Origin of the sequence: Streptomyces sp. NPDC005820, assembly GCF_040630255.1 — a bacterium.
In the GTDB taxonomy this organism is placed as follows: Bacteria; Actinomycetota; Actinomycetes; order Streptomycetales; family Streptomycetaceae; genus Streptomyces.
This window is the reverse complement of the sequence record NZ_JBEXXE010000016.1, coordinates 166,475-191,297: the sequence shown is the minus strand read 5'-3', so window position 1 is coordinate 191,297 and position 24,823 is coordinate 166,475. Positions and strand designations below refer to the sequence as shown.

The window sequence follows — 24,823 nt, the reverse complement described above, 5'->3', positions numbered from 1 at the left end:
ACCATGGAACAGCTCAGCCCACCCCTGGTGGTCTCCGCGGACTCCCCGGACGCGCTCGCCGCGGCGGCCCACCGGCTGCGCGAGCAGGTCGGGACCACCCCGGACGAAGCCCTCCGGGACCTCGGCCACCGCCTCCTGACGACCGGTCACGGCGTACGACGCGCGGCCGTCCTCGCACCCGACCGGGCCTCGCTCCTGACCGGACTCACCGCGCTCGCCCAGGGCCGCCCCGCCCGGCATGTGCTGACCGGAACCGCCGACCTCGCCCGCCGGCCGGTCCTGGTCTTCCCCGGCCAGGGCGCCGACCGCCCCGGCACGGCGAGGGAACTGCTCACCTCGGCACCCGAGTTCGGCGACCGTCTCCGCGCCTACGGGCGCGCCCTGCGCCCGCACCTCGACGGCTGGGACCCCGCGGCCGCACTCGCCGAAGGGGCGGAACTCACCCGTCTGGCCACCCTCCAGCCCGTCCAGTTCGCTCTCTCCTCGGCCCTCGCGGACACCTGGCGCGCCCACGGCCTGCGGGAGAGCGCGGTCGTCGGCCACTCCGTCGGCGAGATCGCCGCCGCCCACGCCGCCGGCGCCCTGGACACCGACGCCGCCGCCCGGCTCCTCGTCCTGTACGGCACCGCGCTCACCCGGATCGAGGGCCGGGGCGCCATGGCCTCCGTCGCCGCACCCGCCGACCGCGTCCGCCCCCTGCTCGACCGATGGGGCGGCCGGCTGGACATCGCCGCCGTCAACAGCGCCCGCAACGTGACCGTCGGCGGCGACGCGGACGCCGTGACGGAACTCCTCGCCGCACTGGCACAGGACGGCGTCTGGGCCTGGCGCGTGCCGGGCATCGACGTCGCGGGACACTCGGCCCACACCGAGATCCTGCGCGACCTCATGCTCGAACACGCGCCGCACGCCGCACCCGAGGGCCCGCACCGCGCCGCCTTCTACTCCACCGCCACCGGCACCCGCCTGCGCGGCCCCGACCTCACCCCCGGCCACTGGTACCGGTCCCTTCGCGGCACCGTCCTCTTCGAACAGGCCTTACGCGCCCTCATCGCCGACGGCCACCGGCTCTTCATCGAGGTGAGCGGCCACCCCACGCTCACCACGGCCATCCACGAGACGCTGCGCGCGGCCGGCGTGACCGGCGCGGCGATCCCCACGCTGGATCACCGCAGGAGCGACCGCGCGGGCCTTCTCCAGGCCTTCACCCACGCGTTCGTCAACGGAGTGCCGGTGACCTGGGAGACGACGTACGAACGTCTCGTGCCCCGGCCGCGCATCACCGTGGCGCATCACGGCCCGCACGAGGCGCCGCTCGACACGTCCGCCCTGCGCGCCGCCACCCCCGCCGGACAGCGCGACATCCTCGCCGACCTGGTCGCCGGAGCCACCGGCCGGGTGCTCGGCCGCCCCCTCACCACGCCCTCCCGGACCTTCCTGGAGACCGGGCTCACCTCGCTCGGCGTCGTCGAACTCGCGGCCGCGCTCTCCGTGGCCACCGGTCTCGACCTCCCGCCCACCCTCGTCTTCGACCACCCCACACCGCTCGCGCTCGCCGACCACCTGCGCCGGGAACTCGGCCTCGCGTCACCGGCGGACGAGCCGACCCGCGCCAACGCGGACGCCGCTGCACAGGGCGACGCGGACGAGCCGATCGCGATCGTCGGCATCGGCTGCCGCTTCCCGGGCGGGGTGACCGACGCGGACTCCCTGTGGGACCTGGTGCTGAGCGGCCGGGACGCCATCGGCGGCTTCCCCGCCGACCGGGGCTGGGACACCGACGGCCTGTACGACCCCGTCCCCGGCGAACTCGGCAGGATCTCCTCGCCGAACGGCGGGTTCCTCTACGACGCGGCCGGCTTCGACGCGGGCTTCTTCGGGCTGTCGCCCCGTGAGGCGACCGCGATGGAGCCGCAGCAGCGCCTGCTGCTCGAGGTGTGCTGGGAGGCCGTCGAACACGCCGGCATCGACCCGGAGACCCTGCGCTCCACCGCCACCGGGGTGTTCGCCGGTCTCATCTCCCAGGAGTACGGACCCCGTCTCCACCAGGCCTCCGACGACGTGGCCGGCCACGCGTTCATGGGCACCGCCGCATGCGTGGCCTCGGGCCGGATCGCCTACGCGCTCGGTCTGGAGGGCCCGGCGATCACCCTGGACACCGCCTGCTCCTCGTCCCTCGTGGCCGTCCACCAGGCCTGCCGGGCCCTGCGCGCCGGTGACTGCACGCTGGCCCTGGCGGGCGGCGCCACCGTGATGGCCGGCCCCGGCGTCCTCGTGGAGTTCTCCCGGCAGCGCGTCCTCGCCCCCGACGGCCGCTGCAAGGCGTTCGCCGAGTCCGCGGACGGCATCGGACTGGCCGAAGGCGTCGGCATGGTGCTGCTGGAACGCCTGTCGGACGCCCGCGCGGCCGGACACCCGGTGCTCGCGGTGATCCGGGGCAGCGCCGTCAACCAGGACGGCGCCTCCAACGGCCTGTCCGCGCCCAGCGGCTCCGCCCAGCGTCGCGTCATCCGACACGCCCTCGCCCAGGCCCGGCTGACCCCGGCGGACGTCGACGCGATCGAGGCCCACGGCACCGGAACCCGCCTCGGCGACCCGATCGAGGCACACGCGCTCCTCGACACCTACGGACAGCGGCCCGCCGACACCCCCGCCTGGCTGGGCTCGATCAAGTCCAACCTCGGGCACACCCAGGCCGCCGCGGGCGTGGCGGGCCTGATCAAGATGGTGATGGCCCTCCGGCACGGGCTGCTGCCGCGCAGCCTCCACATCGACGCGCCCTCCCCGCACGTGAACTGGTCGGCCGGCGCCCTGCGGCTCCTCACCGAACAGCGCGCGTGGCCGGACACCGGCGACCGCCCCCGACGGGCCGCCGTGTCCTCCTTCGGGGTCTCCGGCACCAACAGCCACCTCGTCCTCGAACAGGCGCCCCCGCTCCCCGCGGCCGCCCCCACGGATCCCTCCGGCGAACTGCTGTGGCCGCTCTCGGCGAAGACCCCGACCGCCCTGCGCGCCCAGGCGGACCGGCTCCGCCGGCACGCCGACCACCACCCCGGCACCGACCCCGCCGCCGTGGGCCACGCCCTCGCCACCACCCGCAGCCGGTTCCCCCACCGAGCCGTCGTCCACGGCCGCACCCGCGCCGAACTCCTCGACGGACTGGGCGCGCTGACCCAGGGACGGGACCACCCGAACCTGACGCGAGGCACGGTGGGGCCCGCCGGCCCCGGAAAACTGGTGTTCGTCTTCCCCGGCCAGGGATCCCAGTGGCCCGGCATGGGCATGGAGCTGTACGACGCCCACCCCGCCTACCGGGACGCCCTCGACCGGGTCGACGACGCGCTGCGCCCGTACACCGGCCGGTCGGTCGTCGACGTCCTGCGCGGCGCACCCGGCACACCCGCCCTGGACCGCGTCGACGTCGTCCAGCCCGCGCTGTTCGCGGTGATGATCTCCCTCGCCCGGCTGTGGCAGTCGTACGGCATCCGGCCCGACGCCGTGGTCGGGCACTCGCAGGGGGAGATCGCCGCCGCCCACATCGCCGGCGCCCTCACCCTGCCCGACGCGGCGAAGCTCGTCGCCCTGCGCGCCCGGGCCCTCGTGGAGCTGTCCGGCACCGGTGCCATGGCCACCGTGGGCCTCCCCGCCGACCGGACCCGGGACCTCCTCGTCCCGTACGAGGGCCGGATCGGGGTCGCCGCCGTCAACAGCCCCGCCGCCACGGTCGTCGCCGGCGACACCGCCGACGTCCTCGGCCTGCTGCGGCGCTGCGAGGCCGACGGCGTGCGGGCCCGCCGTATCGAGGTCGACTACGCCAGCCACTGCGCGCACATCGACCCCCTCCGCGAGGACCTCCTCGCCTGCCTCGCCGACCTCGCGCCCCGGCCCACCACCGTCCCCTTCCACAGCACCGTCGACGGCCACCTCCAGGACACCCCGCTCGACGGCACCACGCTGGACGCCGCGTACTGGTACGACAACCTGCGCCGCCCCGTACGGCTCACCGACACCCTCCGTCTGCTCGCCGGGCAGTCCCACCGGGCCTTCCTGGAGTGCAGCCCCCACCCGGTGCTGGTGCCGCCGATCGAGGAGACCCTCGACACCGACGCGCTCATCACCGGCACCCTGCACCGCGCCAGGCCGCAGAACGCCGCCTTCACGGCCGCCCGGGCACGCCTGCACACCCGCGGCCACGACCTCCACCGGCCCGACGGGCCGGCCGCCCACCCGGTCGCCCTGCCCACCTACCCCTTCGAACACCGCCGCCACTGGCTCACCGCGCCGACGCCGCCGGACGTCACGGCCGCCGGACAGCGCGGGAGCGGGCACCCGTTCCTCGGGGCGGCCATCGACCTCCCGGACGACGAGGGACTGCTCCTGACCGGGCGGATCGGCCTCGGCACCCACCCCTGGCTCGGCGACCACGCCGCCGCCGGAGTCGCCCTCCTCCCCGGCACCGCCTACCTCGACCTCGCCCTGCACGCGGCCCACCTCACCGGCTGCCGCCACATCGCCGAACTGACCCTGCACACCCCGCTGGTCCTGCCCGAACAGCACGCCATGGACCTGCAGCTGCGCGTCGGACCGCCCGACCGCGACGGCCACCGCCCCCTCACCCTCCACGCCCGCCCCCACACCCCCGACGACACGGACCCGCCCGCCTGGACCCTCCACGCCACGGCCCGCCTGACCCAGGACGCCCCCGTCCGACCACACCCGCCCGCCCGGCCGTCCGAGGACGCGGAACCCGTCGACCTGACCGCCCTGCGGACGCGCCTCGCCGAAGCGGGCTACGACTACGGACCGGCCTTCACCGGACTGCGCTCCGCCCGGTGCCACGGCGAGCACATCCACACCGAGGCCCACCTGCCGGAGGAACTCGCGGCCACCGGCCACGTCCTGCACCCGGCCCTGCTCGACACGGCCCTGCACCCCATCGCCCTGCCCGACGCCGACGGCCCCGCCGGACCCCGGCTGCCCTTCACCTTCTGCGGCATCACCCACACCGGGACGCCCACCACCCGGCTCCGCGTCCATCTGCACCGCACCGGCCCCGACACCGTCGCCCTGAACGCCACCGACGACACCGGCGCACCGGTCCTCACCATCGACGCCCTCACCCTGCGCGCCACCACCGGCGACCGGCTCCGACGCCTCGATCCGACCGGGCCCGAGCACGACCTCCTGCACCTGGCCTGGAGCCCCGCCGACCCGACGACCGGCATCCCGGGGGACCGGGCGGTGCTCGGCTCCGGCCCGCCGGCAGAGGGGGCACCCCGGTACGCCGGTCTGGCCGACCTGACCGCTGCCCTCGCCTCGGGCACCCCACCGCCCGAACTCGTCGTCTGGGCGCTGCCGATACCCGAACCGGAGACGACCGACGTCCCCGCCGCCGCCCGCGCCCTCTGCCAGGAGGTCCTCGACCTCCTGCGGACCTGGCTCGCCGACGAACGCCTGGAGCGCACCGTCCTGGCGGTCGTCACCCGCCACGCCGTCGTCACCGGCCCGCAGGACCCGCCCGGCCTCGCCCACAGCCCCGCCCGGGGACTGCTGCACAGCGCCCAGAACGAGAACCCGGGCCGGATCGTCCTCGTCGACACGGACGGCCACCCCGACAGCACGGCCGCCCTGGGTGCCGTACTCGCCGCCGGACATCCGCAGTCGGCCGTACGCGCCGGACAGCCGCTCCTGCCGCACCTGGCCCGTACCTCCACGGCCGAGCTGCTCACCCCGCCCGCCGACACCACCCCGTGGCGGCTGGACACCACGGGCGGCGGCGGACTCGACGACCTCGCCCTGCTGCCCGCCCCGGAAGCGGGCGCCGCCCTGGCACCCGGTCAGATCCGCATCGCGGTGCGCGCCGCGGGCGTCAACTTCTACGACACCGCCGCCGCCCTGGGGCTCATCGCCGTCCAGCACGACTCCGGAGCCGAGGCCGCGGGCATCGTCACCGAGACCGGGCCCGGCGTCGACGGGTTCGCCGTGGGGGACCGTGTGGCGGCCCTCACCGAGAAGGCCTTCGGGCCGGTCGTCGTCGCCGACCGGCGCATGACGGCCCGCATCCCCGACACCTGGTCCTTCGCCGAGGCCGCGAGCGTGCCCGTCGCCTACGTCACCGCCTACCACGCGCTCGTCGACCTCGCCGGCATCCGGCCCGGCGAGACCGTCCTGATCCACGCCGCCGCCGGGGGAGTGGGCCAGGCCGCCACCCGACTGGCCCGTCACCTGGGCGCGATCCCCTATGCCACCGCCCACCCCGGCAAGTGGGACACCCTGCGCGGCCTCGGCTACGACGACGAGCACCTCGCCAACTCCCGCACCCTCGACTTCGCCGAGCGCTTCCGCACCGCCACCGGCGGGCGCGGGGTCGACGTCGTCCTCAACGCCCTGGCCGGCCCGTTCACCGACGCCTCCCTCGACCTCGTGGCCCCCGGAGGCCGGTTCATCGAACTCGGCAAGACCGACATCCGGAACCCCGCGGACCTGGCCGCCGGCCACCCCGGCCTCATCTACCGCGCGTTCGACCGGCGCGACAGCGCGAGCCCCGAGCGCACTGAGGAGATCCTCACCGCACTGCGCCGGCTCTTCGACACCGGTGAGCTGACCCCGCTGCCGGTCACCTCCTACGGCATCCGGCACGCCACCGACGCCTTCCGGCTGATGCAGAAGGCCCGGCACACCGGAAAGATCGTCCTCACCCTGCCCCGCCCGCTGGACCCCGACGGCACCGTCCTGATCACCGGCGGCACCGGCACCCTCGGCGGACTCCTCGCCCACCACCTCGTCACCGCACACGGCGTCCGCCACCTGCTGCTCGCCAGCCGCAGAGGAGCGGCCGGCGAGGGGGCCGAGCGCCTGCGCGCCGACCTGGAGAGCGCCGGTGCGACGGTCACCGTCGCCGCCTGCGACACCGCCGACCCGAACGCGCTCCGGAGCCTGATCGGCTCCATACCGTCCGCACACCCCCTGACCGGGGTGTTCCACACCGCGGGCGTCCTCGCGGACGGCACCGTCGCCCGGCTGACGCCCACCGACCTCGCCACGGTCTTCGCACCGAAGGTCGACGCCGCCTGGCACCTCCACGAGCAGACCAGGCACCTCGACCTCGCCGCGTTCGTCCTGTACTCGTCGACCGCCGGCACCCTCGGCAACCCCGGCCAGGGCAACTACGCGGCCGCCAACACCTTCCTCGACGCCCTCGCCCACCACCGCCGGCGCCAGGGACTGCCCGCCACCTCCGTCGCCTGGGGCTGGTGGCGGCCCGTCACCGGCCTCACCGCCGCGCTCACCGGCACCGACCACACCCGGATCGCCCGCACCGGTCTCGCCCCCCTCACCGCCGCCCACGGCCACGCCCTCCTCGACGCCGCCCTGCGCCTGCCGCACCCGGCCCTCACCGCCGCCCCCCTCGACCGGCGGACCCTGCGCACCAACGGCGAACGCGGCACCCTGCACCCCCTCCTGCGACGCCTGACCACCGCGACCCCCGTCCGCCGGGTCGTCCCCGGCCCCGCCCCCGACCTGCGGCGGGACCTGGCCACCCTCGCCCCGCAGGCCCGGCTGCGCCACCTGCACACCCTGATCACCGACCACGCCGCCGGCGTCCTCGGCCTCGACCGCTCGACGTCCCTGCCCCCCGACCAGCCGTTCAAGTCCGCCGGATTCGACTCCCTCACCGCACTGGAACTCCGCAACCGGCTGACCTCCGCCACCGGACTGCGACTGCCCGCCACCCTCACCTACGACCACCCGACCCCGGCGGCCCTCGCCGGCCACCTCGACGAGCGGCTCTTTCCCGGCAGCGACGCCGAATCCGCCGATGCCGAAGCCGGCCACGCCGCCGAACTCCCCGCAGGAGATGACACCCGCATTCAGGAAGCGGGCCTCGACGAACTCGTCGCCATCGCCCTGTCCGGGGAGGCCTCATGACGCCCCGTACGGAGCCGCCCGTGCCCGACCCGTCCGCGCAGACACAGATCACCGAGGCCCTGCGGCGCAGCCTCCTGGCCAACGAGCGGCTCAAGCGGCGCAACCGGGAACTCCTCGACGCCGCCCGGGAGCCCGTCGCCGTGGTCGCCATGGCCTGCCGGCTGCCCGGCGGGGTACGGACCCCCGAACAGCTGTGGCGACTGGTCGCCGACGGGACGGACGCGGTCGGCGCGTTCCCCGCCGACCGGGGCTGGGACCCCGACACGCTGTCCGGCCCCGGCGACGGACACGCCTGGTACGGCGGGTTCCTGGAGGACGCGGCCGGGTTCGACGCCGCCTTCTTCGGGATCTCCGACCGGGAGGCGCCAGCCATGGACCCGCAGCAGCGGCTGCTGCTGGAGACCGCGTGGGAGGCCCTGGAACGGGCCGGAATCGTCCCGGCGGCGCTGCGGGACACCCCGACCGGCGTCTTCGTCGGCACCACCCACCAGGACTACCTGCCACCCCTCGACCGGCACGTCCCCGGCCTGACGGGCTACCGCCTCCAGGGCGGCCTGACCAGCGTCGCCTCCGGCCGTATCGCCTACACCCTCGGCCTGAACGGACCCGCCGTCACCGTCGACACCGCGTGCTCCTCGTCGCTGACCGCCGTCCACCTCGCCGTCCGCGCCCTGCGCTCCGGCGAGTGCTCCCTCGCCCTGGCCGGGGGCGCGACCGTCATGGCCACCCCCGAGGTCTTCGTCGAGTTCGGCCGCCAGGGCGGCCTGGCCCCCGACGGACGGTGCAAGGCGTTCGGCGAGGGCGCCGACGGCACCGGCTTCTCCGAGGGCGTGGGCCTGTTGCTGCTGGAACGGCTGGCGGACGCCCGCGCGGCCGGACACCCGGTGCTCGCGGTGATCCGGGGCAGCGCCCTCAACCAGGACGGCGCGAGCAACGGCCTCACCGCACCGAACGGCACCGCCCAGGAACAGGTCGTCCGCCAGGCCCTGGCCGACGCCGGACTCACCCCGGCCGACGTGGACGCCGTCGAGGCCCACGGCACCGGAACCGCCCTCGGCGACCCCGTCGAGGCCAACGCCCTGCTGCGCGCCTACGGCCGCGGCCGCCCCGCCGACCGCCCCCTGTGGCTGGGTTCGCTGAAGTCCAACATCGGCCACGCCCAGGCGGCCGCCGGCGTCGCCGGGGTCATCAAGACGGTCATGGCCCTGCACCACGGCGAACTCCCCCGCACCCTGCACGCCGACGTCCCCTCCTCCCGCGTGGACTGGTCCTCGGGCGCGGTCCGGCTGCTCACCGCCCTCCGCCCCTGGCCGCGGACCGGCCGTCCCCGCCGGGCCGGGGTGTCCTCCTTCGGCATCTCCGGCACCAACGCCCACCTGATCCTCGAACAGGCCCCGCCCCGCGACGCCCTGCCCGACACCGCGCCCCCGGCGCTGCCCGCCCCGGGACTCCTGTGCCCGCTCTCCGCCGCGTCACCCGCGGGACTGCGCGCCCAGGCGGCACAACTCGCCGGGTTCGTCAGGGCCGCGCCGGACACCGACCTCGCCGCCGTCGGTCACTCCCTGGCCACGACCAGGGCGCACCTCGACCACCGGGCCGTCGTCACCGCCGGGGACCGCGCCGGGCTGCTCACCGCCCTCGACGCCCTCGCCGCCGACGACCGCACCGCCACCGGCCTCACCCTCGGCGTACGGGGGCCGGGCGGGACCGCGTTCCTGTTCTCCGGCCAGGGCTCCCAGTGGCCGGGCATGGGCCGCGGTCTGCACGCGCACTCCCCGGTGTTCGCCGAGGCCCTCGACGAGACCTGCGCCCACCTCGACCCCCATCTGCCGCGGCCGCTGAAGGAGGTGATGTTCGCCGACCCGGACACCGAAGCGGCGCGAATGCTGGACCGTACGGACTTCACCCAGGCCGCTCTCTTCGCGCTCGAAGCCGCCCTCCACCGCACCGTCGAGCACCTGGGGCTGCGGGCCGACCATCTGGCCGGCCACTCCGTCGGAGAGATCTCCGCCGCCCACGCCGCCGGGGTCATGTCCCTCGCCGACGCGGCCACGCTCGTCCTCGCACGCGGCCGGCTCATGCGGTCGCTGCCCGCCACGGGCGCGATGATCGCCGTCGCGGCGGGCGAGGAAGAGGTCCTGGCCACCCTGTCCGGCCATGAGCACCTGGCGGGCGTCGCCGCGGTCAACGGGCCGTCCGCCACCGTGATCTCCGGCGACGACGACACCGTGACCCGGATCGCCGCGCACTGGCGGGAGCGGGGGCGCGTCGTCCGCCGGCTGCGCGTCGGCCACGCCTTCCACTCACCGCACCTCGACCCCGTGCTCGACGACCTCCGCGCGGTGGCCGCGGGCCTGGACCTGCGCCCCCCGGCCCTGCCCGTCGTCTCCACCCTCACCGGCGGTCTCCTCACCGCCGAACAGGCCTGCTCGCCGGACTACTGGGCCCGCCACGCGCGCGGCACCGTACGCTTCGCCGACGCCGTCGGCCGGCTCCGCGCCCTGGGCACCACCACCTTCCTGGAGATCGGACCGGACGCCGTGCTCACCGCACTGGGCCAGTCCGGCGCCGCAGGGCCCGAGGTCGTCTGGACGCCCACCCTGCGCAAGGGCCGTGACGAACCCCGGGTCCTCACCGCCGCCCTGACCCGGCTCCACGTCCGGGGCGCCACCCTCGACTGGAGCCGGATCCTGCCGTACGCCGACCGTGTCGACCTGCCCACCTACCCCTTCCAGCGCCGCCGCCACTGGCTGCGCACCCCGCCCCGGGAGCGCGCCGCCGGGGGCGGCCTGACCACCCTCGACCACCCGTTCCTCGCCGCCGCCGTCGACCTCGCCGACGGGCAGGGCGTCCTGTTCACCGGCACCCTGTCGAGCCGGGAACACCCCTGGCTGCGCGACCACATGGTCGGCGGCACCGCCACGGCGGCCGGCGCCGTGACCGCCGAACTGCTCCTGCACGCCGGTACGCGGCTCGACTACGGCCGCCTCGACGACCTCCTGCTGCACACCCCCCTGCCCCTGCCCGAGGACTCGGCCGTCGACATCCAGGTGAGGGTCGGCCCGGCCACACCCGACGGGCGGCGCTCCGCCGACCTCTCGTTCCGCCTGCCCTTGGACGGCCGCCTGCCCGCGTTCGGCCGTCTGCCCGTGGACGGCCGTACCGACTGGACGCGGCACGCCACCGCCACGCTCGCCCCGACCGAGCCCACCGCCCCCGACCTGCCCGAAACCGGGGCCTGGCCCCCCGCCGGCGCCGAACCCGTCGACCTCGACGTGCTGTACCGGCGCCTCGTCGAGCAGGCCATCACCCTCGGGCCCGCGTTCCGCCGGATCACGGCCGCCTGGCGGCACGGCACCGACGTCCACCTGGAGGCGAGCCTGCCACCGGAGGACACCGAGGCCCGAGCGGCGTACGCCCTGCACCCCACGCTCCTCGACGCGGGCCTCCAGGCCACGCTGATCGACGCGGCGACGGATCCCACGGGGGAGCGGCGGCCCCGCATGCTGTTCTCCCTCTCCGGCCTGACCGTCCATGCCGGTGCCACCGCCGTGCGCGCCCAACTGTCCCCCACGACCCCCGCGCTCCGGCTGACCGACACCACCGGCCGGCCCGTCGCCGTGGTCGAGTCGGTGCGGCTTCGGCCCTCCGGCCACCGGGTACGGCCGTACCGGCTGAGCTGGCGCGAACCGTCCCCGCCGGCCGGTGCGTCCGCGGACCCGGTCTGCTGGATCGTGCCGGAGGGCGACCCGCCCCCGCAGGGGCCCGGTGACCGGGTGGTCGCCGACCTCGGCTCCGCCCCCTTCGACCCGGTGGTCCTCGTGTGCCCGGAGAACCCCGACGCGGTGCTGCCGGCCGTCCGGACCTGGCTCGCCGACGAACGGACGCGCGACCGCCGCCTGGTGGTACTCACCCGGGGCGCGGTGGCCGTGACCGACGGGGACCCGGTCGCGGGCCTCGCCCAGGCACCGGTGTGGGGTCTGCTGCGGACGGCCCAGGCCGAGCATCCGGGCCGGTTCGTCCTCGTGGACATCGACCCGGACACCGACGACTCATGGGCCGGACTGCCCGCGGCGCTGGCCACCGGCGAGCCCCAACTCGCCCTGCGCCGCGGTCGCCTGTTCGTCCCGCGGCTGACCGAGGCCGAGCCCGATGGGACGCTCACCCCGCCCGCCGACGGGACGGCCTGGCGGGTCACCGTCCCAGAGCGGGCGGTCGGCAGCCTCGACGACCTCGTGATCGAGCCCTGCCCCGAGGTCGGGGAGCCACTCGGGGAGGGGCAGGTACGGGTCTCCGTCCGCGCGGTCGGAGTCAACTTCCGCGATGTGCTGATCACGCTGGGCCGGTTTCCCGAGCCGGGGCGGATCGGTGGCGAGGTGGCCGGCGTGGTGGTCGGGACGGGCCCGGGCGTGGTGGGCCTGGAGCCCGGGGACCGGGTGGCGGGCATGGCCTGGGGCGGGGCCATGGGCCCCCTGGCGGTCGTCGACCACCGCTGTCTGGTCCGCGTCCCGGCGGACTGGACGTTCGCGCAGGCCGCCACGGTTCCGGCCGCCTTCCTCACCGCCTGGCAGAGCCTCGTCGACACCGCCGCCCTCCAGGCGGGCGAGACGGTCCTGGTGCACGCCGCGGCCGGCGGGGTCGGCATGGCCGCCGTGCAGATCGCCCGCCATCTCGGTGCGGAGGTCCACGCCACCGCCCACCCCGCGAAGCACACCGCCCTGCGCGCGCTCGGCCTCGACGACTCCCGGATCGCCTCCTCCCGGGATCCCGGCTTCGAACAGAGGTTCCGCGCGGCGACGGCCGGCCGGGGCATCGACGTGGTCCTGCACAGCCTCGGCGGGGAACTCACCGACGCCTCCCTGCGGCTGCTCGCCCCCGGCGGGCGACTCGTCGACCTCGGCAGGACCGACCCGCGCGACCCCCGGCGCACCGCCTCGGACCACCCCGGCACACGCCACCTGCCGTACACCCTGTCCGACGACCCCGAGCGGGTCGCCGCGACCTTCGCCCGCCTCGCCGAGCTGTTCGACCAGGGGGCGCTGCGCCCGCTGCCCGTCACCGCCCTGGACATCCGGCGGGCTCCCCGAGCGCTACGCCTCCTGCGGGACGCCGCCCACACCGGAAAGGTCGTCCTCACCGTGCCCCGCCCCCTCGATCCCGAGGGCACCGTCCTCATCACCGGGGGCACCGGCGCCCTGGGCGCGCTCGCCGCACGGCACCTCGTCACCGCACACGGCGTCCGGCACCTGCTGCTCGTCAGCCGACGCGGGCCCGAGGCGGACGGCGCCGCGGACCTGACGGACGAACTCACCGGCCTCGGCGCGCAGGTCACCGTCGTCTCCTGCGACGTCGCCGACCCCGAGGCCCTCGCCGCCCTGCTGCCCGTCGACCGGCCCCTCACCGCCGTCGTCCACACCGCGGGCACCGTGGACCCCGCCGAGGTACGCGACCTGACACCCGAACAGCTCGACACCGTCCTCGCGCCCAAGGCACGGGCGGCCTGGCACCTGCACCGCCTCACCCGGCACCTGGACCTCGCCGCCTTCGTCCTCTACTCCTCGTCGGTGGGCGTCCTGGGCCTCGCCGGGCAGGCCGGCTACGCCGCCGCCAACACCTTCCTCGACGCCCTCGCCCAGCACCGCCACAGCCAGGGGCTCCCCGGGACCGCCCTGTCCTGGGGCATGTGGGAGGCGCGATCCGGACTGGCCGAGCGGCTCGGCGGCACCGAGGGGATCAGACAAGTCATGGGGGCCGGACTCGTACCGATGCCCGTCGACGAAGGCCTGGCCCACCTGGACGCCGCCCTCGGCCCGGGCCCCGACAGCCACCTCCCGCTGCTCGTCCCGGCCCGGCTGGACCTCGACGCGCTGCGCGCCCGGGGCTTCACGAAGCTGCTGTCGGAGCTGGGCACGGCCACGCCGACGGCGCGACCGGCGGGAGAGCCCCCGGCCCGGCGCCTCGACCGGCTGTCCGGCTCCGACCTGGACCGACACCTCCTCGACCTCATCGCCCGGCACGCCGGAGCCGTCCTCAGCCATCCCGATCCTTCGGCCATCGCCGCCGACACGGGCTTCAGGTCCCTCGGCTTCGACTCCGTGACCTCCGTGGAGATCAGCAACCGCCTGGCCGCCGCGACCGGATTGCGCCTGCCCGCGACCACCGTCTTCGACCACCCGACCCCCGCGGCGCTCGCGGCCCACCTCAAGGACCTCCTTGCCGCAGCGGACACCCCCGTCACCGCGGAGCGCACACGGCCGGTCCGCCCCGACGGGCCGGCCGACGGCTTCGCCGCGCTGCTGCGGCAGGCGGTCTGCGAGGACCGGACCGGCGAGGGCATCGCCGTGCTGGCGGCGGCCGCGCGCCTGCGGCCCTCGTTCACCGACGCCGGCCCCGACGACGTGCCCACGGCGACCTGGCTGCGTCGCGAGGGGCGACGCCCCGCGCTGATCTGCGTCGACTCGTTCATCCCCGCCGCCGCCCACCTCACCTACCAGAGGCTGGCCGCCGCGCTCGACCGGCGGTGCGACGTGGCCGCCGTACACCTGCCCGGGTACGGCGAAGGGGAGCCGCTGCCCGAGACCGCCGACGCGGCCGCCGAGGCCGTGGCCACCGCAGTGCAGAGCTGCGCCGGGGGAGAACCCTTCACCCTGCTCGGCTTCTCCACCGGCGGTCTGGCCGCCCACGCCGCGGCCCGGCGGCTGGAGGACCGGGGCGTGCGCCCCGAGGCCGTCGTGCTCGTCGACAGCCTGCCGCCCGGCGCCCTCACCCGGGCCGCGGCGACCGACATCCTGCGCGAGTGGGCCACGGCACCGGGCGCGTTCTGGTCCCACGACGACACGGGACTGACCGCCATGGGCCGGTACCTCGACCTGTTCGGCAACCACTGGACCCCCACCGCCCTGACCGCCCCCCTCCTCCTCGTCGAGGCCGCCGACCAGGTGCCCTCCGCCCCCGACGGCGGCTGGGCCCGGCACTGGCCCGGGCTGACCGCCCACGCCGCCACACCCGGCAGCCACTTCGGGCTCCTCACCGAGCACGTCACCGAGACCGCGCACACCCTCACCGCCCTGCTCGCCGCCCACGGGACGGCGGCCTCGTCCCACTGAGCGCCCCCTTTCCGCCCCTGGACCACCGTCTCGCCCACGGCGTCCCGACCGGAGGTACCCATGTCGATCTTCTCGGACTTCCAGCAGACCGCCCTGCGCCGACCCGACGCGCCCGCCCTGGTCACGCTCGACGACGCGATCCCGTACGGCACCGTCCTCGCCCTGGCCGGGCGGATCACCGGCGGACTGCTCGCGGCGGGCCTGCGCGCCGGGGACCGGGTCGCCGTCCACCTCACCAACCGGTACGAGCTGGTCTGCGTGTACTACGCCTGTCTGCGCACCGGTGCCGTGATCGTGCCGCTGAGCCACAAGCTGTCCGCCGGCGAGGTGGACCAGCTGATCGCGGACAGCGCGCCACGGTTCTACGTCGGTGAGGCCGAGGTGCACGAATCCTGCGCGCACGTGACCGGGAAGAGCGGCACGGTCGAGCGGGCGTGGATCCTGGACTCCCCGGGGACGGCCACCACCTCCGCCTGGGAGGACCTCCTGGCGGACGACGCACCGGATGTTCCGGCCGACGCGGCCGGCCCCGACGACCTCGCCGCCATCTTCTACACCTCGGGCACCACCGGCCTCCCGAAGAGCCTCGTCCTCTCCCGGGCGACCCTCGGCGCCGGGCTGGACCTCACCGAGGCCCAGGGCGTCGGGCACGCCGACGCCACCTACTACATGATCAACCTGATCAACCCCTGGGGCATCCTCGTCCTGCTCACCTCCCTGCGCGCCGGCCGCCCGCTGGCCCTGACCCCGGTGAACACCCCGGACGTCGTCCTGCGCATGCTGCGCACCCACCGCTTCGGCTGGATCGGCGGCGCGCCGACCAGCTTCCGCGCCCTGCTCGCCGAGGCCCGCGCCGCCGCCGAACCGCCGCCCGACCTGACCGGGACCCGCTGTGTCGCGGGCGGCGACGCCTGCCCGGCCGAGCTCAGCCGGGACTTCGCCGAGAGGTTCGGAGCCCACCTCACGGGCGTGTACGGCATGACCGAGACCGCCGCGCCGGTGATCGAGCAGCCGAGGATCGACGCCGTGGGCGAGGCGTCCCTCGGCTGGCCGCTGCCCGGCGTCGAGGTCAGGGTCGACGCGGCGCCCGGGGAGCCGGGAGAGCTGCTGCTGCGCACCCCGTCCCGACCCGTCGGGACGTGGAACGGAGCCGGGGTGGACCGTTTCGACCGCACCGAGTGGCTCGCCAGCGGGGACGTGGTGCGGCAACGGGACGACGGCTGCCTGCTGTTCGTCGGCCGCAGGAAGGACCTCATCATGGTGGAGGGCCATCCGGTCGCCCCGCTGGAGATCGAGCAGGCCCTCGCCGCACACCCCGACGTCGCCGCCGCCCTCGTCTTCGGCGTGCCCGACGAGACCACCGGCGAACGGGCGATCGCTCTCGTGGAGCCCGAGCCGGGACGGCAGGTCGACGAGCGCGGGCTGCTGGCGCACCTGTCCGGCCGCATCGGGACGTACAAGCACCCGAGCGAGATCCAGGTCGTCGACGCACTGCCGGTCCTGCCCAGCGGGAAACTCGGCCGGCAGCGGCTCGCGGCCGCGTACACGGCCTCGCGCGCACCCCGCGGCGAGGTGTCGTGAAGTTCGGTCTGGTCATGTTCCCCACCCGGGACGCCATCGCGCCCGGCGCACTCGGCGCCCTCCTCGAGGACCGCGGCTTCGAGTCCCTGTTCGTCCCCGAGCACACCCACCTCCCGGCCGTCACACCCGAGAGCGACGACATCGCGCACCTCGCACCCGAGTTCGGGCGGGGCATGGACCCCTTCGTCGTCCTGGGAGCCGTCGCGCAGGCGACCACCACGCTCCAACTCGGCACCGGCGTCCTGCTCGTTCCCGGACGCGACCCGCTCGTCACCGCGAAGGCGGTGGCCTCCGTGGACGTCCTGTCCGGCGGCCGGATGAACCTCGGGGTGGGCGCGGGCTGGATCAAGCAGGAGCTGCGCAACCACGGCGTGCATCCCGGCGACCGCTGGCAGGTGCTGCGTGAGCGCGTCGAGGCGATGCGTCGGATCTGGACCCACGACATCGCCTCCTACCAGGGCGACTTCGTCCACTTCGAGCACATCACCTCCTGGCCCAAGCCCGTCCGGGCCCCGCACCCGCCGGTGCTCGTCGCCGGCAACGGCCCCCGGGTCACCGAACGCGTCCTCGCCTACGGCGACGCGTGGATCCCCATGGCCCGTCCCGGAGTCCTCGACCAGATCGCCGAGTTCAAGAAGACGGCCCGCAGACCCGGCAGCGACGAGCCGCTGCCCGTCACCCTGTTCGGCGGCGACCTCCGCGACGTCGACGCCTACGCCGCGGCCGGCGTCGACCGCGTCCTGTTCTGGGCCAGACCCGTCGACGCCGTCCGCACCACCCGAACCGTCGACCGGATCGCCCTCCGCCTGGGCGACCGCCTCTCCTGAAGGAACACCCCCCACACAACGCCGTGAAAGGCGGTCAGCACATGCCACCTCCGACCACCGAACCGGTGGTGCTCGGCCCCGACTTCGTCCGGGACCCGCACTCCGTGTACGCCCTGCTCCGCGAGGAGGGCCCCGTCGTCCGGGCCGTCCTGCCCACCGGACTGAAGGTCTGGCTCGTCACCCGCTACGAGGAAGGCCGCGCCCTGCTCGCGGACCCCCGGCTCAGCAAGAACATGGCCGACGCCGCGCACCTCTTCGAGCGCCACCAGACCGACATGAGCCGCCAGCGCGACTACGGCCACGCCATCCAGCAATCCATGATCAACATGGATCCGCCGGATCACACCCGGCTGCGCGCCCTGGTCGCCAAGGCCTTCACCATGCGCCGGGTGAGCGCGCTGCGCCCGCGTATCGAGCGCATCGCCGACGACCTCCTCGACGCCCTCGCCGACCGCGCGGAGTTCGACGTCGTGACCGAGTTCGCGGCCCCCCTGGTGAGCACGGTCATCTCGGAACTGCTGGGCGTGCCGGAGGAGAGCCGGGCCGAGTTCCGCGCCACCTCCGCCGTCCTCACCTTCGACGCCGACCGGGAGGCCGTGACCAGGGCGTCGAACGCGCTGTTCACGCTGGTGAGCGAGATCGTGGCGGCAAAGCGCGCCGACCCCGCCGACGACCTGCTCAGTTCGCTCATCGTGGCGCACGACGGCGAGGACCGGCTGACCCACGAGGAGGTCGTCTCGCTCGCCGTCGTGCTGTTCGTCGGCGGCTTCGACACCACGGTCAACCTCATCGGCAACGGCACCCTCGCCCTGCTGGACCACCCGGACCAACTGGCCGCGCTACGGGCCGACCCGTCCCTCCTGCCGCACGCGGTCGAGGAGTTCCTGCGCTACGACAGCTCGGCCAACATCAGCCACTTCCGGCGCACCACCGATCCGGTCCCGGTCGGCGAAGTGACCATCCCGGCGGGCGAGTTCGTGTTCGTCGGTCTCACCTCCGCCAACCGGGACGCGACCCGCTTCCCCGAGCCGGACCGGCTCGACGTCACCCGTGCCGCCACCGGACACCTCGCCTTCGGCCACGGCGTCCACCACTGCGTGGGCGCACCGCTCGCCAGGGCCGAGGGCGAGATCGCGTTCGGACGCCTCCTCGCGCACTTCCCCCACCTGGCCCCGGCCTTCGAGCCCGGCGAACCGACCTGGCGGCCCAGCATGCTCCACCGCGGAGTACGGAGCCTGCCGGTCCGCACGAAGCCCTGACACGGCTTCCCCCTCCGCCGGACCCGCACCTGCACCCGCAGCCACCCCCGGACCACACCCGAAGCCACACCCCGCACCACACCCGCACCCGCATGTCCGTACACCCTGGAAGGGAACTCCCTTGACCGCTCTCGTCACGTTCGACATCCCGGAGACCATCACCGGGACACCCGAGGACATCCGCCTGGGACAGCGGATGATCGAAGCATGGCAGCGCGACGGCATCTACCAGGTCGCCATCCCGCCCGCGCAGCGCGGCGTGATCGCCGACGCCTACACGGCCAGCCGGCGGTTCTTCTCCCTGCCGCTCGCCGACAAGTCCCGGCACCTCAGCGACCTCAGCTACAGCGGATACGTCGCCTCCGGCGAAGAGGTGACCGACGGCGTCCAGGACGGCTCGGAGATCTTCACCGTCACCAAGGACGTGTCCCTCGACGATGCCCGGGTCGCCGAGAACTGGCCCTGCCACGGCCCCGTCCCCTGGCCGGACGAGCAGTACCGCGAGGCCGTCAACGCCTACCTGGAACAGTCCGGGGACCTCGGCGAGCGGATCCTCAGGCTCACCGCCCTCGGACTCGGCCAGGACATCGAGGCGTTCACCCGGCTGACCGACGACGGCTGGCACCACATGCGCATCCTGCGCTTCCCCGCCGCGTCCGCGACCACCGACCGCGGCATCGGCGCCCACACCGACTACGGTCTGCTGGTCATCGCCACCCAGGACGAGGCCGGACAGGCCCTGTACATCCGGCCCCCGATCGAGGGCGAGCACCGCAACCGCAACTGGCTGCCCGAGGAGAGCGCCGCGGGCGTCTACGAGGACGACGACCGCTGGACCTATGTCCCGCCGGTGCCGCACACCTTCACCGTGTTCCCCGGCGACCTCTTCCAGTTCCTCACCGGCGGAACCCTGCTCTCCACACCCCACAAGGTGAAACTTGCCGACCGGGAGCGCTACGCCTTCGCCTACTTCCACGAGCCCAGCTTCCAGGCCGCGGCCCGCCCGCTCGACGGCACCGACGACACCGAGTTCCTGCACTACGGCAGCCACTTCACCGCGATGTTCCTGCGCTGCTACCCGGACCGGGTGACGACGCGGCGGATCCACGCGGAGGACCGGCTGTCCGTCCTGGAGAAGCTGAGGGAGGAGGCGGCCGGTCCGTCCTGACCCCGCTCGGGCTCAGCCCCGAAGCCCCGAAGCCACGCGCCTTGCGGCCCTCACCCCGGGCCGCAAGGCGCACCTCGACCCGCTGGGCGGGGGCGACGCTATCCTTATAGTCAACAATGCACCTAGGTGCTCAGTTGCATAGGGAGAGCGGGTCCATGACGAACCATGCGTATCTGCGCTACGTCGCCCTGGGGGACAGCCAGACCGAGGGGGTCGGCGACGGCGACGACGCCCATGGCCTCCGCGGCTGGGCCGACCGGCTCGCCGAGCACGTCGCCCGCCACAGCCCCGCAGTGCACTACGCCAACCTCGCCGTGCGCGGCCGCAAGGCCGACGAGGTGCGTGCCGAACAGCTCGCCCCCGCACTGGCGATGCGGCCGGACCTCGCCACCGTGGTCGCCGGGGTCAACGACGTGCTGCGCCCGGGCTTCGACGCCGACGAGGTGGCCGGCCACCTGGACGCGATGTTCGCCGCGCTCACCGCGCAGGGCGCCACGGTCGCGACGCTGACGTTCCCCGACGTCGCACGCATGACACCGCTCGCCCGCCCGCTGGGCCCCCGGGTCCTGGCGCTCAACGAGCGCATCAGGGAGGCCGCCGGACGCCACGGAGTGGTGGTGGCGGAGACGGCTGCGCACCCCGTCGTGACCGACCCGCGCCTGTGGAGCCCCGACCGGCTGCACGCCGGCCCGCTCGGGCACGCCCGTATCGCGGCCGCCGTCGCCCACGCGCTCGCCCTCCCCGGCAGCGACGCCGACTGGACCCGGCCGCTGCCGGCCGCGGAGGCGCGCGCCACCGTCCTGCGGTCCGTCACCACCGAGCTGCGCTGGGCCGGCACCTTCCTCGGCCCCTGGATCGCCCGTCGTCTGCGTGGCCGCTCCTCCGGCGACGGCCGCCGGGCGAAGCGGCCCGAGCTGCTTCCGGTGACCGTGCCCTCCCGTACCTGACCCCGTAAAATGGACTGGTCACGGTCCCTGCCGCCAGAACTCTTCGACCATCGTTCACGGGAAGTCCGCCCCGTGGGGGACACCCGGTTCGGCCCGGGCCGGGACCGTCGGGGCGCCCTGTCTTCCGCGACCCTTGGACGGACATCGTGACCGCATCCCGCACCCGCCGCCGGCCCCGTGATCTCGCCCTTCTCCTCGTCGCCGGATCGGCCCTCGCCGGAGCGCTGACCGCCGCCCCGGCCCACGCCGCCCCGGCCGACGACATCCGCATCAACGAAGTGGTCACCACCGGGAGCGTCGAGGACTCGATCGAGCTGTACAACAAGGGCACCGCGGCGGTCGACATCTCGGGCTGGATCCTCAGGGACGACAAGGACAGCTCGACGTACAAGATCGCTTCAGGGACCACACTGGCCGCGGGCGCGTTCCGTGCCTTCGACGTCCACGCCAAGTTCGGGCTGGGGTCGGCCGACAAGGCACGCCTGTACCTGCCGGACGGCGCGACCCTCGTCGACAGCTTCTCCTGGACCCAGCACTCCGACCCCTCCTGGTCACGGTGTCCCGACGGCACCGGTGCGTTCAAGGCGGCCCGGCTGACCCTGGGCGCCGCCAACGACTGCGGAGGCACGGGCGGGGGCACCCCGGTGGCGTGGCCCGGCGGCAGCTCCGTGACGACCGCCGACGCCTCCGACGTCTTCGGCCAGGACCTCAGCGGCCTGCTCCAGGAAGGCGGCGTGATGTGGGGCGCCCAGAACAGCGGCAAGCTGTGGCGCCTGGTCCGCAACGGTTCCGGCGGCTGGACCCCCGACACCACCAGCGGCTGGACCTCCGGCAAGACCCTGCGCTTCCCCGGCGGCTCGGGCAGCCCCGACAGCGAGGGCGTCACCGTGACCGGTGGCGGCTCCGCCGCCGGTGTCTTCGTCGCCAGTGAGCGCAACGGCGACGCCTCCGGCACCAGCCGTCTGTCCGTGCTGAGGTACGACGTCTCCGGCACCGGCTCGACGCTCACCGCCACCAAGGAGTGGAACCTCACCGCCGACCTGCCCCCCGTCGGTTCCAACCTCGGCTTCGAGGGCATCACCTGGGTCCCCGACACCCACCTCACCGGCGCCGCCTTCAAGGACGCCTCGACCGGCGCCGCCTACGACCCGGCCCGCTACGGCGCCCACGGCGGGGGCGTGTTCTTCACCGGCGTCGAAGGCACCGGAATGATCTACGGCTATGTCCTCGAGGACTCCGGCGCCTTCACCCGCGTCGCGTCCTTCTCCAGCGGGATGAGCGGCGTCATGGAGCTCCAGTGGGAACCGCAGGCCACCCGCCTGTGGGCCGTCTGTGACGACACGTGCGACGGACAGCACCGCACCTTCCGGGTCGACGCCTCCGGAGCCTTCGCCACCACCGCCGTCTACGACCGCCCCACCGGCATGCCCGACTACAACAACGAGGGCTTCACCCTGGCCGGCGCCGACGAGTGCACCGCCGGAACCAAGCCCGTCTACTGGTCCGACGACAGCAACGACGGCGGCCACGCCCTGCGCAAGGGCACCGTCACCTGCTGACGGCCCGGCCTGCCGGCGCCCCGGCGGACCTCACGCCGGGAAGCGTGCCGTTGCCAGGAGGCTCCCGTCCGGGCCCACGAGGCGGGCGCCGGTCACGGTCGTCGGATCGACCGGGGCCGGTGCCCCCCAGTAGCCGTAACCGTCCTTGAGCGGGAACGACCCCACCGGGACCGTCGACCCGTCGGCGCGGACCAGCAGACACCGCACCGGACCCCGGTCTGCGCCGGGGAACTCGACGGACATGTACACCCAGCTCCGGTCACCGCCGTGGGCGAAGATGCGGCCCACCTCATGGCCGCCGGAGACCAGGGCGGCCTCCCGCAGACCGTTGTCCGTGCGCTGGGCGACCGGCGCCGGCGCGCCCTCGACCACCGTGCCGACCGCCCAGCCGCCGAAGCCGCAGGCCACCGTCGCGGCCACCGTGGCGGCCGCCAGCCGCAGCCGGTGCCTGCGGGGCTTCGGCGCGGGGGCCGCGCCCAGCGCCCGTACGACCCGGCTCTCGAAACCGACCGGCGGCTCGGCGCCCGGCAGCAGGGCGAGCAGACCGTCGCCGACCGCCGTCAGCCGTTCGACGTGCTCCCGGCAGTCCGGGCACCGGTCCAGATGGGCGACCGCCTCGGCCCGCTCGCGGGCCGGCAGGACCCCGAGCGCCAGCTCGGCGCCCTGCTCGCGCAGCCGCTCGCACTCCATGCCGCTCACCGCTTCTCCTCCGTCTCGAGAAGGGCGCGCACCTTGCGCGTGCCGGTCCGGATCCGCGTCTTCGCCGTGCCCAGCGGAATGTGCTCGGCGTCCGCCACCTCCCAGGCCGTCATCCCGTAGATCCCGGCCATCACCAGCGCCCGCGCCTGTTCCCGGGGCAGCTCCTGCACCGCCCGCCGGACCCGCTCCGCGTTGTCGTCGGCGAGTGCCCGCCGCTCGGGCGTCTCGGTCACGACGTCGAGCAACGCGTCCAGGTCCTCCGGCGCGACCGGCTTCGCCCGCCGGGCCCGTACCGCGTCGATCGCCAGGTTGTGCGCGATCGTCGTGAGCCAGGCCCGTACCGATCCCCGCCGCGGGTCGTACACCTGGGCGTGCCGCCAAGCCCGCTCGAAGGTCTGCTGGGCGACGTCCTCGGCGAGCTGGGCGTCGCCCAGGACCGCGAGGGCCACCCCGTAGACCGTGCTCTGGAAACGGCGCACGAACGCCACGGCGAGCTCGGGATCGCCCGTCGTCAGACCGGTGAGCAGTGCCTCGTCGGGCACCCGCCCGAAGGATAGGCCGATGCGCCACATACCAGGAATACGTTCCTACGCCCGGAAGGGATTGCGCTCCACGGCAATTCTCCCTCCGGAGCAATTCTCCCTCGGCCGATCCGCAATCCCTTCGCCCGCCGTGGCCGTACCCCTTGCAGGGGGACGATCCGGAGGACCGATTCATGACCATCCCGCACATCCGAAACCGCGTGCTCCTCGGCGTGGCCGCCGGCGGACTGACCGCCGTGCTCGCCGCCTGCGGAGGCGGCGGCAGCAACAGCAGCAGCGGCTCCGGTACGACGACCGCTCCGGCCCCGTCCAAGGCCGCGGCCTCCGGGACCCCGGTCACGGCGAAGCTGACCGACTTCCACATCCAGCTCTCGACGCAGACGTATCACCCCGGCCGGTACACCTTCACGGCGCAGAACATGGGCCACCACGAACACGCCCTGGAGCTCGAGGGCCCCGGCGGCGAGAGCCGCAGCAAGACACTGGAGCCCGGGCAGTCCACGACCCTCACCGTGGCGCTGAAGTCCGGCTCCTACCAGGTGTACTGCCCGGTCGACGGACACAAGGACCTCGGTATGAAGACGCACATCACGGTCGCCGGAACCCCGGCGTCGACCGGCAGCACCCACACGTCGACGGGCACGAGCAATGGCTACTGAGCGAACGGCCGTGACGCTCGTCCTGCGATTGGCCGGCGCGGGGCTGACGGCGACGATGGCCGTGATCCATCTGCGCCTGTGGGACGAGGGCTACCGGGGCCTCGTCACCATCGGGCCGCTGTTCCTGCTGAACGGCGTCGTCGGCATCCTGCTGGCCGTGGCGCTGCTGGTCACCCCCGTGCGCGGGCTGGCCCCGGTGGCCGCGGTCACCGCCCTCTTCACGGCCGGCACCCTGGGCGCCCTGGTGCTCAGCCTCACCACGGGTCTGTTCGGATTCGTCGAGTCGACGGACGCGGAACTGGTCCGGCCGACCCTGTACGTCGAGGCGGCGGGGGTGGCCGTCCTGGCCGTCCTGGCGGTGGTCGCGTACAGCCGCCCGCACCACCGCGCGCACGAGCACGTCCCGCACCATCGGCACCGGACGGATGCCGGAGGCGCACGGCAACGGTGACCCTGCCGCACAGGCGCCCGCCGGGCCGAGGCCCGGCGGGCGCCTGTGCACGGGATCCCTGCGTCACATCCCTTTGCGTCACATCCCTTCACGTGG

At 74.8% G+C, this 24,823-nt stretch carries 12 protein-coding genes; 10 read left to right on the top strand and 2 right to left on the bottom strand.

What is annotated here, in order from left to right; all coding sequences use genetic code 11:
* The first annotated feature begins 3 nt into the window (after positions 1-3).
* The 8 genes from ABZ464_RS21555 (at position 4) to ABZ464_RS21520 (ending at position 22,376) form a co-directional block, all read left to right on the top strand.
* Positions 4-7,929: an SDR family NAD(P)-dependent oxidoreductase gene (locus tag ABZ464_RS21555; protein WP_359279224.1), complete on the top strand. Its 7,926-nt coding sequence runs from the start codon at positions 4-6 to the stop codon at positions 7,927-7,929.
* The gene (locus tag ABZ464_RS21550) at positions 7,926-15,035 is read left to right on the top strand and encodes an alpha/beta fold hydrolase (RefSeq protein ID WP_359279223.1); all 7,110 of its coding nucleotides are present in this window, start codon (positions 7,926-7,928) and stop codon (positions 15,033-15,035) included. Before ABZ464_RS21555 ends, ABZ464_RS21550 begins: the two co-directional genes overlap by 4 nt.
* 60 nt (positions 15,036-15,095) lie before the next feature.
* Positions 15,096-16,616 (top strand): class I adenylate-forming enzyme family protein, encoded by a 1,521-nt coding sequence (locus tag ABZ464_RS21545; RefSeq protein WP_359279222.1) that lies wholly within the window; start codon positions 15,096-15,098, stop codon positions 16,614-16,616.
* Positions 16,613-17,443, top strand: a complete 831-nt coding sequence (locus ABZ464_RS21540; protein ID WP_359279221.1) for an LLM class F420-dependent oxidoreductase — start codon at positions 16,613-16,615, stop codon at positions 17,441-17,443. Before ABZ464_RS21545 ends, ABZ464_RS21540 begins: the two co-directional genes overlap by 4 nt.
* Before the next feature lie 41 nt (positions 17,444-17,484).
* A complete protein-coding gene (locus tag ABZ464_RS21535; protein ID WP_359279220.1) occupies positions 17,485-18,702 on the top strand; it encodes a cytochrome P450 in 1,218 nt (405 codons plus the stop codon).
* Positions 18,703-18,823: 121 nt separating this feature from the next.
* Positions 18,824-19,870 carry a 2-oxoglutarate and iron-dependent oxygenase domain-containing protein gene (locus tag ABZ464_RS21530; protein ID WP_359279219.1) on the top strand — a complete coding sequence of 349 codons (1,047 nt, stop codon included), beginning with the start codon at positions 18,824-18,826 and terminating at the stop codon, positions 19,868-19,870.
* 155 nt (positions 19,871-20,025) lie between these two features.
* Positions 20,026-20,817 carry an SGNH/GDSL hydrolase family protein gene (locus ABZ464_RS21525; protein ID WP_359279218.1) on the top strand — a complete coding sequence of 264 codons (792 nt, stop codon included), beginning with the start codon at positions 20,026-20,028 and terminating at the stop codon, positions 20,815-20,817.
* Between the two features lie 146 nt (positions 20,818-20,963).
* Positions 20,964-22,376, top strand: a complete 1,413-nt coding sequence (locus ABZ464_RS21520) for a lamin tail domain-containing protein (RefSeq protein WP_359279217.1) — start codon at positions 20,964-20,966, stop codon at positions 22,374-22,376.
* 30 nt (positions 22,377-22,406) lie between these two features.
* Here ABZ464_RS21520 and ABZ464_RS21515 read toward each other — a convergent pair whose 3' ends face one another.
* Complete coding sequence (locus ABZ464_RS21515) at positions 22,407-23,066, bottom strand: hypothetical protein (protein WP_359279236.1); 660 nt, start codon at positions 23,064-23,066, stop codon at positions 22,407-22,409.
* 5 nt (positions 23,067-23,071) lie between these two features.
* Positions 23,072-23,647, bottom strand: a complete 576-nt coding sequence (locus tag ABZ464_RS21510; protein WP_359002596.1) for a sigma-70 family RNA polymerase sigma factor — start codon at positions 23,645-23,647, stop codon at positions 23,072-23,074.
* A gap of 143 nt (positions 23,648-23,790) precedes the next feature.
* Between ABZ464_RS21510 and ABZ464_RS21505 the strand changes: the two genes are divergently transcribed.
* Together ABZ464_RS21505 and ABZ464_RS21500 are read left to right on the top strand one after the other, a co-directional pair.
* Positions 23,791-24,276 (top strand): copper-binding protein, encoded by a 486-nt coding sequence (locus ABZ464_RS21505; protein WP_359279216.1) that lies wholly within the window; start codon positions 23,791-23,793, stop codon positions 24,274-24,276.
* Positions 24,266-24,727 (top strand): hypothetical protein, encoded by a 462-nt coding sequence (locus ABZ464_RS21500; RefSeq protein WP_359279215.1) that lies wholly within the window; start codon positions 24,266-24,268, stop codon positions 24,725-24,727. The genes ABZ464_RS21505 and ABZ464_RS21500 overlap by 11 nt, the downstream gene beginning before the upstream one ends.
* Positions 24,728-24,823: the final 96 nt, after the last annotated feature.

Coding starts and splice junctions, on each gene's coding strand:
- ABZ464_RS21545 (WP_359279222.1), top strand. CDS start 15,096: ATGTCGATCTTCTCGGACTTCCAGCAGACCGCCCTGCGCCGACCCGAC.
- ABZ464_RS21515 (WP_359279236.1), bottom strand. CDS start 23,066: ATGGAGTGCGAGCGGCTGCGCGAGCAGGGCGCCGAGCTGGCGCTCGGG.
- ABZ464_RS21535 (WP_359279220.1), top strand. CDS start 17,485: ATGCCACCTCCGACCACCGAACCGGTGGTGCTCGGCCCCGACTTCGTC.
- ABZ464_RS21550 (WP_359279223.1), top strand. CDS start 7,926: ATGACGCCCCGTACGGAGCCGCCCGTGCCCGACCCGTCCGCGCAGACA.
- ABZ464_RS21500 (WP_359279215.1), top strand. CDS start 24,266: ATGGCTACTGAGCGAACGGCCGTGACGCTCGTCCTGCGATTGGCCGGC.
- ABZ464_RS21555 (WP_359279224.1), top strand. CDS start 4: ATGGAACAGCTCAGCCCACCCCTGGTGGTCTCCGCGGACTCCCCGGAC.
- ABZ464_RS21525 (WP_359279218.1), top strand. CDS start 20,026: ATGACGAACCATGCGTATCTGCGCTACGTCGCCCTGGGGGACAGCCAG.
- ABZ464_RS21510 (WP_359002596.1), bottom strand. CDS start 23,647: ATGTGGCGCATCGGCCTATCCTTCGGGCGGGTGCCCGACGAGGCACTG.
- ABZ464_RS21505 (WP_359279216.1), top strand. CDS start 23,791: ATGACCATCCCGCACATCCGAAACCGCGTGCTCCTCGGCGTGGCCGCC.